This is a genomic window from Mesorhizobium sp. M1365 (assembly GCF_040317865.1).
In the GTDB taxonomy this organism is placed as follows: Bacteria; Pseudomonadota; Alphaproteobacteria; order Rhizobiales; family Rhizobiaceae; genus Mesorhizobium.
This window is the reverse complement of sequence record NZ_JAMYLG010000015.1, coordinates 101,869-114,479: the sequence shown is the minus strand read 5'-3', so window position 1 is coordinate 114,479 and position 12,611 is coordinate 101,869. Positions and strand designations below refer to the sequence as shown.

Sequence of the window (12,611 nt, the reverse complement as noted above, 5' to 3'; positions counted from 1 at the left end):
ATCGCCAATGGCTGGCCAAACAGCGCTATCGAGGCGCTCATGCCTTGGAACTACCATCGCTGAACGGCATCAGCTACCCGCTTACAAACACTCGGCCCCCACTATCGATATACAGGCTTTGGTGATGGTTGTGAGCTGTGGCAAAGCAAGCCAACTCCGTCTGAAGCAAGTCTCCAATTTCGGCGATTTCTCGGTAGCCTTCATGTGGGGACCAACAGAAGACGACATCGCTCCGGGCGCATTCCATGCCACGGCCGAGCTCGCCGACGTTGAGGCCACCGAACTCGCTGAGAACGGCAGCCACGGGATGAATAGCCGGGACCTCTGGAGACATGGGCACTTTGCGTCCAGGAAACCATCCGGCTGCGGCAAAGATCGGCAAAACAGCGGTCGGCAGAGTTGTCATTCTGAATTTATCGTTGGTAGTTTCAAGCTCCGCAATGGGTTGTTTTCCGACTGGCGGCTTTCATATTGCGGCGCAATCTGATTCAGGCTCCGCATGAGCCGATATGACCTGACCGACTTCGAGTGGCGCGTGATCGAGCCGCTGTTGCCCAACAAGCCGCGAGGCGTTCCGCGCGTCGATGACCGGCGGGTGCTCAACGGCATCTTCTGGGTGCTGCGATCCGGCGCGCCGTGGCGGGATCTGCCAGAGCGCTATGGGCCGCGGACCACCTGCTATAACCGGTTTGTGCGATGGCGGAGAGCAGGCGTCTGGGACCGGCTGATGGATGCCATCAGCGCCGAGCACGATGGGGATATCCAAATGATCGACAGCACTTCCATCCGGGCGCACCAACAGGCTGCGACGGCAAAAAAGGGGGACCAGATCGTTGTCTCGGTCGATCGCGCGGTGGGCTCACGACCAAGATCCACGTCGTCGTCGACGCGCAAGGGCTCCCAAGACGGCTCGGCCTGACAGCAGGACAGGCACATGACAGTCAGATCGCTGATCGGCTTCTCGATCATCTTGGCCAACGCACCATTGTGCTGGCCGACAAGGCCTACGACGCCGACCGCATCCGGGAATTGATCCAGGAGCAGGGTGCCACGCCCAACATCCCGGCCAAGAGCAACCGGAAATGGAAGCCCTGCTTCAGCAAGCGGCTCTACCGCGAGCGCAACCTGATCGAACGCTTCTTCTCCAAGTTGAAGCATTTCCGTCGCGTCTCAACCCGCTATGACAAGCTCGCCGACAACTTCCTCGCCATGGTCCAGCTCGCGTCAATGCGCCTGTGGCTGCGCGTTTATGAGTCTACGACCTAGAAGTCATCCACGAAATAGAAAACCTCGCCTCACCGCAACGAAGTTGCTGTAGTGGAAAAACTCTCGAAATTTGTCATAACGGAATTCCCGCAGCCCATCAGGGAGAAGAACGGACACATCGTAGCCATGGCGCTGAAGCAGAGAAATTGCCCCTCCCAATGTCGATCCGGCATCTGCCCACGGATAATTATACTCAAACTGGATGACGTCAATTGCCCCACGAGCGATGTAGCCGATGGCGCCGCGCAGGACATGATAATCAAACCCCTCCGCGTCGATTTTTAACAGATCGACATGCGGTATACGCCTTTTTCCTAGCTCTTGATCCAAGGTGGAAACTTGGACTTGCACGCAATTCGCGTCACTTCGAGCATGGCCGACGATCAGGCTGGAAGTCTCGCCCGTGTCAGGCTCCGCGAAGAAGCTCGCTTCCCCGGGGGCGTCGCTTACGGCGATCTCGACCACTTCCAATCCAGGATACTGACTCAAATTTTCACGCAGCACTGCCGCCGTTGCTGGGGACGGCTCAAATATCATCCCCCGCGGATTCGACATGCGGCCAGCCATTGCGAGTGACCAGGCCCCGACGTTGCCGCCCACATCGACGAAATAACTGCACGTTGGGGCAAGTCGCTCAACGAGCCATCCTTCCCCGTTGCGCTCGTGATCAATGCCGGCGCTCAAGCTCAGTCCGATTATTCTCTCGCACTGATGGCGGACTTTATTCGCCACAGAAATCAGCGTTGGGCGGCGGGACGCCCAGAGCGCGACCAAGCCCACGACCTTGTCTAAACGCATTTGCATCCTCTCAGCTTTGGAACAAAAGACCGCGGCAGTAAGCGGGTTGGGTTGCATATAACATAAATCACCCAGAGCAACACAATCACCCGAGCCGACGCCCCGACGCTCAGGGCGCGCGGTCGTCGCGTGGGAGGACGCATCAAATCGGCGTGTATGGACCACGCCGACGGTCTGCCCCTCAAACATCCGCTAGAGCGGCTCGCGCTCTGGTTGAATGTCGTCCTTAAGAATGAGGAAATCAGACTCGATATTCTGACCGTTGCGATCGAGAGATATCGCGAAGCCTCGTTCGACAGATTTGCGGTAACTGGCGACGGCCGGACTTGGACCAGGCAAGTCGAGTTTTGAGGGTGTGCCAGCCTTTGAAGATGGCAGGGCGGTGTGCGGGCGTGCAGCTGCACAGTTCTTCTTGCTAACTTCGGCCGATGCCGCCAGGTCCAGGTCCAGGCGCTTTCCGTCCGTCTCCCGCCTTGGTGATGCCGCCCATGCTAACTTTCTCGCCAGTTGACTGCTCTCCAGAAAAACGGGGCCGAGATACCCAAAACTGGCGCGGCTTTCGAATCTGCAATCGCCAGTCTCGGTAGCGAATTTCAAGACTACAATTGGTCTACACTGTTCAAGTTGAACAACTCTTCGACCACGCATTCAGCCGCTCGACCCGTTCTGTCGAACTCCCAATGCTTCGGCCACTTGCTAAAGCGTGATCTGGTCCGCAGGACGATCGGCATTGCCAATCGCTCGCTCGCCTGCTCCAGATAAGCCAAGGTCGCACGGGCGATTGCGATCGGCTCGCGGTAGAGTTGGACCCGATTGGGTTGACCGCGCGTGAACTGGATCTTGCGAGCCCGCTTCTTGGCTGCGCGGCAATGATTGCGCCATGCCGAGCCGACACTGCCGACTAAGATGTCAGCCCGCTTCAGCAGGCGCACCATGACCCGCACGGCCCCAAAGCAGGCTGCTGTCGCTCGGCTCGTGCATAAGTGCCGAGGTCACGTGCTGTCCAGCCGCACGACTGCGCCGTCTTCGAGCTTCGCCTGCCGAGCGCTCGACAGCAGTACCCGATTGACCTGCTCCCAAGTCTCGGACCGGATCTCACTGATGGTCCTTTGCAGCACCGCCTTGTGCGGGCTCCATGGCAAAGGCAGGCGAGCAAAGGCGCGAAACGAGGCGGAGTCCTCAAGATGGAACGCCAGCTCGTTGCGGTACTGCTTGAGGATCGCACAGCGCAACGCCGCTTCGGCAGGCAGGCCCTGCCGTCCGGTGGCATTGACGTCGACCGCACGAGATCGCGCGCCACCAAGCCAAGCAGGCCCCGACACTCATCCAGCCACTGCGACATCGCCTTCAACTCGTGACCGATCTCGTGCGTGGCGAAAAGATCGAATATGCTGGCTTGGACGGTGCGTTCTTGGCGCATTCTCGGCTCCGACGATGGCAAGGCCTTGGACACAGTCGTATGATCCAAGACATCTGAAACCGCCGGGCCTTGCTCGCGCACAGCCACGATTTACCCGACAGGATCAAGCGTTTGCCGCTTATGGATGGAAACTAGGCTCGGCTAGCCTCACTCTCTGAAAAAACGGCTGATCACGACACCAATTCAGGGCCAAGATTGACAAGCCCCTGCGCGGAACATAAGCACGAGCAAATTGCGTTGGTGGAGAACGAACTTTTAGGAGAATTCATTGAAGGGCATCATCCTGGCCGGGGGCAGCGGAACCCGGCTCTATCCGCTGACACTGGCGGTTTCCAAGCAGATCTTGCCGATATATGACAAGCCGATGATCTATTACCCGCTAAGCGTGCTGATGCTCGCCGGCATTCGTGAAATTCTGGTCATCTCGACCCCGCGCGACCTGCCGGTTTTTCAAGCCTTGCTCGGCGACGGCTCGGTATTCGGGCTCGATCTGTCTTACGCGGAGCAGTCGCATCCGAACGGCCTCGCGGAAGCCTTCATTATCGGCCGCGATTTCATCGGCAGTGACGGCGTCTCGATGATCCTGGGCGACAACATCTATTTCGGCGAAGGGCTGTCGCAGCTTTGCCGCAGTGCCTCATCGCGCCAATGCGGTGCATCGGTGTTCGCTTATCATGTCGAGGATCCGGAACGGTATGGCGTGGTCTCGTTCGATAAGACCACCGGCGCGGCCTTGACCATCGAGGAAAAGCCGCCGCAGCCCAGATCCAACTGGGCCATCACCGGCCTTTATTTCTACGACAATGACGTGGTGAATATCGCCCCTACCATCCGCCCCTCGGCGCGTGGCGAGCTCGAGATCACGGCCATCAACAACGTCTACCTCGAACGCGGGCAGCTGCAGGTTCATCAACTCGGCCGCGGCTATGCCTGGCTCGACACCGGCACACATGACAGCCTGCATGAAGCCTCTTCCTTCGTCCGTACGATCGAGCACCGTCAGGGTATCAAAGTGGCCTGCCCGGAAGAAATCGCTTTCGAACAGGGCTGGCTGACGGCGGACAAGGTCTTGCTGCGCGCCACCCACCTGGGGAAAAACGAATATGCCACCTATCTGCGCAGGCGCGTTGCCGAGTTGACGGAGAACAGGTAGGTGCTTGAGATCAGACCGCTCAGTCTCGCAGGCGTGCTGGAAATCATGCCAAAACGCATCGGAGATGCGCGGGGATTCTTCGTCGAAACCTACAATGAACAATGGTTTTCGGACGCAGGGATAGAAGTGCGTTTCGTTCAGGACAATCACTCTTATTCCGCCGCCACCGGTGTGTTGAGGGGGCTTCATTATCAAGTTCCGCCCCGTGCTCAAGACAAGCTGTTGCGCGTCGTCCGAGGCAAGGTGCTTGATGTAGCGGTCGATATTCGCCGCAGTTCAAAGACATTCGGAAGATGGGTGGCGCTTGAGATCTCTGCCGAAAAGGGCAATCAGGTCCTGGTGCCGAAGGGCTTTGCCCACGGTTTCCTCACGCTCGTACCCGAGACGGAGGTGCTGTATAAGGTCAGCGACACCTATTCACCGGAGCATGATCGATCAATTCGGTTCGACGACCCCGTCATCGGCATTGAATGGCCCTCAACGGTCGGTGGATTTCAGCTTTCGGACAGGGACCTTAAAGCGCCAATTCTCGCCGCTGCCGAGGTGTTCGCATGACGATCTCTGTCCAAGGTGATTGTGTCAGGAGAGTGGTATGAACTTTCTGGTGACGGGAGGAGCGGGCTTCATCGGCTCGGCGGTGTGCCGGCATTTGTGCGGCAACCCGGCTTACCGAGTGACCAACTTGGACAAGCTCACCTATGCCGGTAATCTCGCGTCGCTGCGAGCGATTGAGAATTCCCACAATTACAGGTTCGAGCACGCCGACATTTGCAACGACAAGGCAGTCCTCGAGGTGTTGCATCGCGATGAGATAGACATCGTCATTCATTTGGCTGCTGAAAGTCACGTTGACCGGTCGATCGACAAGCCTGATGTCTTTGTCGAGACCAACATCGTTGGAACCTACCGAATGCTCAATTCGGCGCTGGAATACTGGCGCAGGCTGCCCGGCGAGAGAAAAAGCCGGTTTCGTTTTCATCATGTCTCCACCGACGAGGTGTTCGGCGATCTGCCTTTCGACAGCAGTGTCTTCACCGAGCAGACACCCTATGCGCCATCCTCGCCCTATTCGGCATCGAAAGCGGCCTCGGATCACCTGGTGCGTGCATGGCATGACACTTACGGTCTGCCGGTGGTGCTATCGAACTGTTCGAACAATTACGGGCCTTTCCATTTTCCCGAAAAGCTGATCCCGCTCGTCATTTTGAACGCGCTCGAGGAGAAGCCGGTGCCGGTATACGGCGCCGGCAGCAACGTACGGGACTGGCTCTTCGTCGAAGACCACGCTCGCGCCCTGGCCATGGTCGGGACCCGAGGCGTGGTCGGAGAGAGCTATAATGTCGGCGGCGGCTCGGAACGCACTAATCTGCAGGTGGTCGAGTCGATCTGCAACGTTCTCGACAACAAGCGGCCGCGTTCCGGTGCTCGGCGCTATCGCGATCTCATCGCCTTTGTCGCCGACCGCCCGGGCCACGATCGCCGGTATGCGATCGACGCCTCCAAGATCGGGCGCGATCTTGGTTGGGCTCCGCGCGAGAGCTTCGATAGTGGCTTGGCGAGGACGATCGACTGGTATCTCGAGAACGAATGGTGGTGGGGGCCGATCCGCCGCGAGCGCTATGCGGGCGAGCGGTTGGGCGAAGTATACGAGGGAGCAGCATGAGACTTGTCGTCACGGGGCGCGACGGTCAAGTCGTTAAGAGCCTCGTGGAACGAGCGGGTGCCTGGCCGGGCTTCGAGGTCATAGCGGTCGGCCGGCCTGAGCTTGATCTGGCGAAGCCGGAATCAATCGCCCCAGCGCTGGCAGCCGCCCGGCCGGATCTCGTCGTTTCCGCTGCAGCGTACACCGCCGTCGACCGGGCCGAGGACGAACCCGACCTTGCCTTCGCCGTCAACGGAGCCGGAGCTGGTCATGTCGCCGCTGCCGCTGCAAGGCTCGGCGCGCCGGTGATCCACCTGTCGACCGATTATGTTTTCGACGGCAGCGGTGAGGGCGCCTATACGGAAGCAGACGAGCCTCGCCCGCATAGCGTCTATGGCGTCTCGAAGCTCGCCGGCGAGCAGGCGGTCGCCCACGCCAACCCGCGCCATCTGATCCTGCGCACGGCGTGGGTCTACAGCCCGTTCGGAAGGAATTTCGTCAAGACGATGCTGGGCCTGGCAGCCGGTCGAGACGAGGTAGCGGTGGTCGCCGACCAGTGGGGAAATCCAACTTCGGCATTGGATCTTGCCGACGGGATTTTGCAAGCTGCTCTGAAGCTCCGCGACAACAGCTTTGCGCCTTTTGGCGTCTACAATTTGGCCGGAACCGGCGAAACCAACTGGGCCGATTTTGCCCGCGATATACTGGACACGAGCCGGGCGCTGGGTGGCCCCTATGCACGAGTGCGGGATATCCCCACCGCCGTTTATCCGACCAAGGCGAAGCGCCCGGGCAATTCTCGTCTGTCGACGGCAAAATTTACCGCCACCTTCAAATGGATGGCGCCGGACTGGCGGAAGTCAACGAGAGAATCGGTACGCCGTCTCCTGAGCTGAAAGACGAGACGGGAGTTGACAACATGACCAGAGGTGCTCCACCGGAACATGTTGCGGAGTGCCAGACCGACTCCGCGCTCGCCGGTGAGGTGGCACTGAAGCACAAAGCAAGATAGCCATCACGAAACCTGTTCTTGTGGTACTCGGCTGCATCGCGACAGATTTGGCCGGCAGGCAATCCGTTGCGCTCAGCGAAGACATACACATACAACGGCTCAGGCGGTCGTCTTCCCTTGTCCGGGCAATATTTTCCTGTCCTTAAAAGACGCAACTTGTCTCTGAGCAGGAATTTCCCGATTTTGCCGGCTGTATGGAAAATTCATTCCCGAACCATTCGGCCGCTGGCTTGTCTTGCATTGTTCTGGGCGGGAACGATCTGCTAGAACGCCCGCACGAGAATAGATTGTCCAGAAGTGCAGCTTGAACCGGCGGCTGACGATCGCGCCCGTTGATGATACAGGCCCTTCCGTGGATCGGTACGAAAGAACGCTTACAGTCCATGAACATCGCACTTACGCACCTTCAGCGGCTTGAGGCTGAATCCGTCCATATCTTTCGCGAGGTGGCCGCGGCGTTCGCCAAGCCGGTGATGCTCTATTCGGTCGGCAAGGATTCGTCCGTGCTCATGCACCTGGCGATGAAGGCATTCTATCCGGCCAAGCCGCCCTTTCCCTTTCTCCATGTCGACACGACCTGGAAATTCCGCGAGATGATCGCCTTTCGCGACCAGATGCAGCAAAAGCTCGGCTTCGACCTCCTGGTCCATGTCAATGAAGACGGTGTGCGCGACAACATCAACCCTTTCGACCACGGCTCCAACACGCACACGCATGTGATGAAAACGGTGGCGCTGCGGCAGGCACTCGACAAATACGGGTTTGACGCAGCCTTCGGCGGCGCGCGGCGCGACGAGGAGAAGTCGCGCGCCAAGGAGCGCATCTTCTCGTTCCGCAACGCCCAGCACGTCTGGGATCCGAAGAACCAGCGGCCGGAGATGTGGAAGATTTTCAACACCCGCGTCGCTGCCGGTGAATCGATCAGGGTGTTCCCGTTGTCGAACTGGACCGAGCTCGACATCTGGCAGTACATTCTCCAGGAAGACATCCCGATCGTGCCGCTGTATCTGGCCAAGGAGCGGCCGGTCGTAGAGCGCGATGGCATGCTCATCCTGAGGGATGATGAGCGCATGCAGCTGCGGCCCGGCGAAGCAGTGGAGAACCGGATGGTGCGGTTCCGCACGCTCGGCTGCTATCCGCTGACCGGCGCGATCGACTCGGAGGCCGACACTCTGGAGGCGATAGTCGGCGAAATGCTCACGGCGCGTACTTCCGAGCGGCAAGGTCGCCTGATCGACCGCGACGAAGCCGGCTCGATGGAAAAGAAGAAGCGCGAGGGGTATTTCTGAGTATGCGCCATATCATGGCCAAGAGCCTCGCCCCGACCGACGGCGTCCGCGACTATCTGGCGGCGCAGGAACGAAAGTCGCTGCTGCGCTTCCTGACCTGCGGCTCGGTCGACGACGGTAAGTCGACGCTGATCGGGCGCCTGCTTTCCGATACCAAGCAGATTTTCGAGGACCAGCTGGCCACGCTCGAGCGCGATTCGCGCAAGCACGGCACCACCGGCGACGACGTCGACTTCGCGCTGCTGGTCGACGGCCTCGAGGCCGAGCGCGAGCAAGGCATCACCATCGACGTCGCCTATCGCTTCTTCGCCACGCCAAAGCGCAAGTTCATCGTCGCCGACACGCCCGGCCACGAACAATACACGCGTAACATGGCGACGGGTGCATCGACCGCAGATCTCGCCATCGTACTGATCGATGCCCGCCAGGGCGTGTTGCGCCAGACCAGGCGGCATTCGATCATTGCCTCGCTGCTTGGCATCCGCCACATCGTGCTCGCCGTCAACAAGATCGATCTTGTCGGTTTCGACGAGGCGGTTTTTGAACGGATCGTCGCCGATTACGCACAGTTCTCACGTGAACTCGGCTTCCAGACGATCGTCCCCATCCCTATGTCGGCCCGCTATGGCGACAACGTTACCGGCCGTTCCGACAGGACGGACTGGTATTCCGGCCCGACGCTGATCGAACATCTCGAAACCGTGTCGGTTGACGAGGCCGCGGTCGAATTGCCGTTCCGGTTTCCTGTCCAATATGTGAACCGCCCCAATCTCGATTTCCGCGGTTTCGCCGGCACCATAGCCTCCGGGTCGGTTGCGCCGGGCGACGAGGTGGTCGTCGCCAAATCCGGCAAATCCTCCCGTGTCAGGCGCATCGTTTCGCATGGCGGCGATCTTCAGCAGGCTATTGCCGGCCAGGCCATCACTCTTGTCCTCGACGACGAGGTGGAAGTCTCGCGCGGCAATATGCTGGTGTCGCCGGCAGCGCGGCCGCAGGTGGCCGACCAGTTCGCCGCCAACATCGTCTGGTTCGACGAACACGCGCTGCTGCCCGGCCGCTCCTACATCCTGCGCACCGAGACCGACCAGACCAGCGCCACCGTCACCGACCTGAAATACCGCGTCAACGTCAACGACTTTGCCCATGAGGCGGCCAAGTCGCTTGAAATGAACGAAGTCGGCATCTGCAACATCTCGACCCGGTCGCCGATCGCCTTCGATCCGTTTGCCGAGAACCGCACCACCGGCGCCTTCATCCTGATCGACCGCATCACCAATGCAACGGTCGGCGCCGGCATGATCCTGCATTCGTTGCGCCGCGCCGAAAACATCCACTGGCAGTCGCTCGATGTCGGCAAGCGCGCCCGCGCCGATATGAAGAACCAGCGGCCGGCCGTGTTCTGGTTCACCGGGCTTTCGGGCTCGGGCAAGTCGACCATCGCCAATTTGTTCGAAAAGAAGCTGTTCGCAACTGGGCGCCATACCTACATTCTGGATGGCGACAACGTCCGTCACGGCCTCAACCGCGATCTCGGTTTCACCGACGCCGATCGTGTCGAAAACATTCGCCGCGTCGCCGAAGTGGCACGCCTGATGGCCGACGCCGGGCTGATCGTCATCGTGTCGTTCATTTCGCCGTTCAGCGCCGAGCGGCGCATGGCGCGCGAACTGATGGCCGACGGCGAATTCGTCGAGGTGTTTGTCGATACCCCCTTCGAGGAATGCGCCAGGCGCGATCCGAAGGGTCTCTATGCGCGGGCGTTGAACGGCGAGATCAAGAATTTCACCGGCGTCGATTCACCGTATGAGGTGCCGGAAAAACCCGAAATTCACCTCAAGACACTCGGCAAATCGGCCGAGGAGATGGTGGACGCCCTGGAACACTGGCTGAACGAGCGGGACATTGCCGAAGACCAATATGACAGCGGCGGCGGTATCTGACGACGAAGCGATGCTCGCCGTCTTCGAGCACCTTGCCTTGGCGGCAGGGCGCGAGGTGATGCGTGTCTTTCGTGCCGGCTGTGCGGTCGACCAAAAGTCGGACAGTTCGCCAGTGACGGAGGCGGATCGCGAGAGCGAAAAGATCATCCTTGCCGGGCTGCGCGCCGCATTTCCAGAGATTCCATGCGTGGCAGAGGAGGAAGCCTCTGCCGGCATCATGGCGCCGGATCTCGGCGACGCCTTTTTCCTGATCGATCCGCTCGACGGCACCAAAGAGTTCGTCAACCGCAGGACCGATTTCACTGTCAACATTGCGCTGGTTCGCCATGGCGTGCCTGAGATCGGCGTTGTCTTCGCGCCTTGCACCGGCCGCTTCTTTTCCGGCCGGCCGGGCAAAGCGGAAACGATCGAGATCAATGAGGACTATGAAATCGTCGATCGCCAGCCGATTTCGGCAAGGGCCGGTATGGTGCCGCTGACCGTCGTTGCCAGCCGGTCCCACAACACGCCGGAAACTGAAGCCTATATCCGCGCGCTTGGCACCGCCGAGATCGTCTCGGTTGGCTCGTCGCTGAAATTCTGTCTCGTTGCCAGCGCCGAGGCGGACGTCTATCCGCGCTTCGGCCGCACCATGGAGTGGGATACGGCCGCGGGTGACGCGGTGCTGCGCGCGGCCGGCGGCATGACGCGCACGCTGGATGGTGAGCCGCTCGCCTACGGCAAGCGCAACCAGAGTGACGACGAGGATTTCGCTAACCCGCATTTCGTCGCCAGCGGCAAGGCTGCTCAATCCCCATAGACCTTGGTTGCGCAAACCAAAGGACCGCGTCAGACCTGACCGGCGTTCTTCGGATGCACGACCTATCGCCTCCGGTAAGCGCAGTTCCAGACCGGTGTGAAAGCGCAGGTGTGACGGTGTGACAGTAACTGCTGGCCGCGATCAGAGCTTCTCGGATCGATGATCGAATAGGGAAATTGGCTGTCGGAATGTGCAGCGTGACGCGATCCGCGATGCGCTTGCCCACAATAGCGATGATCGGCACCAAGGATGGCGTCGGGAACTTCGCGCTCTCAATCCGAATTGTGTTGCTCGGGCCGTTCGGCGATAAAGAGAGTATCGGGGAGAAGCCCAAGACGCTCGCGATCGGCGGCAGGTATACGGTCTGAATCTATTCGAGCGACCGTAAAACCCACGTCCTCGATACGTTCCTTGATATCGGGTCCGTAGGCTCGCACGTGATCTGATCCGCCGAAGCGCTCGTCGCGCTCGCTCCGTGACATGGATGGCGTGGCTTCGAGCGTTTGACGATAGATAAGCGGTACTTGGATCCAGACCTGTCCTCGAGGCTTAAGGGATGACCAAACTTGCCGAAAAACGTGCCGATCGTCAGGTACGTGCTCCATGACATGACACAAGACGACAACATCGAGATCGCTGATGCCGTTCATGTTCATTAGGTCAACCTGCACGGTATCGGGGCCGTACCGTCCGGGCTCGATATCGCCTTTAATGAGGTTGCCCGCCTGAGATAGTCTCTTTGAAAGCCCCTTCTCGCTCGGCGCAATCTGGAGAATTCTAAGCGGTCCCGCCGGAAGCCCGAGAAGCTTACGGTCTAGAGCACAAATCAAAAACCGCTCACGATCCAGAGCATGACAAAGCGGGCAAATAAGCGTGTATCCCCCGAAACGGTAAAAAGCCGCCACACCGCGATCGCAGGCATTGCAGTGATGAGCCTTCCTCGTCGGGAGTAGTGTCAGGGTAAGGGCTCTCAGCCAATCTCCGTACGAATCAAGTTTGCGTGTGACCCGCCGCGTTGTGATACGATCAGCATAGCTGCGAAAAAGAGATAGAAGTCGGCTTCCTCGAGCGTTGTTCCACGATGGTTTCAGCATGTCGGCCTTCTAAGGTTTTTGACCCGAGGACCGATAATTAGCGCCCCCTGATATAACGTCGAGTCAGCGGAGCAGCAGGAGATTCGCCCCGTCATGGCATCGACCGTGATATCGAGCAGACCGGCCATCTCAGCCAGCGACTCGTCGAGCCCCGGTCAAATCCAGACCCAAGCCGATCTCCCATCCCAACACAGGATC

Annotated in this window: 12 protein-coding genes and 1 pseudogene; 9 read left to right on the top strand and 4 right to left on the bottom strand. The window is 59.6% G+C overall.

Features of this window, described 5'->3' with window-relative positions:
* Both NKH04_RS33230 and NKH04_RS18515 read left to right on the top strand, forming a co-directional pair.
* On the top strand, positions 1–487 hold a 487-nt coding region (locus NKH04_RS33230), incomplete at its 5' end, for a hypothetical protein (protein ID WP_502913414.1).
* 12 nt (positions 488–499) lie between these two features.
* Positions 500–1,266, top strand: a protein-coding gene (locus NKH04_RS18515) for an IS5 family transposase (RefSeq protein WP_353044743.1) whose coding sequence is annotated in 2 segments (ribosomal slippage) — positions 500–844 and positions 847–1,266 — 765 coding nt in all. Because the reading frame shifts where the segments join, the coding sequence is not laid out codon by codon here.
* Between the two features lie 3 nt (positions 1,267–1,269).
* Here the strand turns inward: NKH04_RS18515 and NKH04_RS18510 are convergent.
* The 3 genes and pseudogenes from NKH04_RS18510 to NKH04_RS18500 all read right to left on the bottom strand — a co-directional run.
* Positions 1,270–2,064 (bottom strand): FkbM family methyltransferase, encoded by a 795-nt coding sequence (locus tag NKH04_RS18510; protein WP_353044742.1) that lies wholly within the window; start codon positions 2,062–2,064, stop codon positions 1,270–1,272.
* Between the two features lie 192 nt (positions 2,065–2,256).
* Positions 2,257–2,661, bottom strand: a complete 405-nt coding sequence (locus NKH04_RS18505) for a hypothetical protein (protein WP_353044741.1) — start codon at positions 2,659–2,661, stop codon at positions 2,257–2,259.
* A 131-nt stretch (positions 2,662–2,792) separates the two neighbouring features.
* A pseudogene (locus NKH04_RS18500) lies at positions 2,793–3,484 on the bottom strand (ISNCY family transposase); the annotation flags it as partial.
* 268 nt (positions 3,485–3,752) lie between these two features.
* On the opposite strand from NKH04_RS18500, the gene rfbA reads away from it, so the two are divergent.
* The 7 genes from rfbA (at position 3,753) to cysQ (ending at position 11,319) form a co-directional block, all read left to right on the top strand.
* Positions 3,753–4,637, top strand: coding sequence for a glucose-1-phosphate thymidylyltransferase RfbA (rfbA, locus tag NKH04_RS18495; RefSeq protein WP_353044740.1), 885 nt, complete (start codon positions 3,753–3,755; stop codon positions 4,635–4,637).
* Positions 4,638–5,192 (top strand): dTDP-4-dehydrorhamnose 3,5-epimerase, encoded by a 555-nt coding sequence (rfbC, locus tag NKH04_RS18490; protein WP_352996784.1) that lies wholly within the window; start codon positions 4,638–4,640, stop codon positions 5,190–5,192.
* 37 nt (positions 5,193–5,229) lie between these two features.
* Complete coding sequence (gene rfbB / locus NKH04_RS18485; RefSeq protein ID WP_352996782.1) at positions 5,230–6,300, top strand: dTDP-glucose 4,6-dehydratase; 1,071 nt, start codon at positions 5,230–5,232, stop codon at positions 6,298–6,300.
* Positions 6,297–7,175, top strand: a complete 879-nt coding sequence (gene rfbD / locus NKH04_RS18480) for a dTDP-4-dehydrorhamnose reductase (RefSeq protein WP_352996780.1) — start codon at positions 6,297–6,299, stop codon at positions 7,173–7,175. The genes rfbB and rfbD overlap by 4 nt, the downstream gene beginning before the upstream one ends.
* Positions 7,176–7,674: 499 nt before the next feature.
* Complete coding sequence (gene cysD, locus NKH04_RS18475) at positions 7,675–8,580, top strand: sulfate adenylyltransferase subunit CysD (RefSeq protein WP_352996778.1); 906 nt, start codon at positions 7,675–7,677, stop codon at positions 8,578–8,580.
* A 2-nt stretch (positions 8,581–8,582) separates the two neighbouring features.
* Complete coding sequence (gene cysN, locus NKH04_RS18470; RefSeq protein ID WP_353044739.1) at positions 8,583–10,520, top strand: sulfate adenylyltransferase subunit CysN; 1,938 nt, start codon at positions 8,583–8,585, stop codon at positions 10,518–10,520.
* Between the two features lie 10 nt (positions 10,521–10,530).
* A complete protein-coding gene (gene cysQ, locus NKH04_RS18465) occupies positions 10,531–11,319 on the top strand; it encodes a 3'(2'),5'-bisphosphate nucleotidase CysQ (RefSeq protein ID WP_353044748.1) in 789 nt (262 codons plus the stop codon).
* A gap of 272 nt (positions 11,320–11,591) precedes the next feature.
* On the opposite strand, the gene NKH04_RS18460 is transcribed toward cysQ, so the two are convergent.
* Positions 11,592–12,413: a class I SAM-dependent methyltransferase gene (locus NKH04_RS18460; RefSeq protein ID WP_353044738.1), complete on the bottom strand. Its 822-nt coding sequence runs from the start codon at positions 12,411–12,413 to the stop codon at positions 11,592–11,594.
* Between the last annotated feature and the right edge of the window lie 198 nt (positions 12,414–12,611).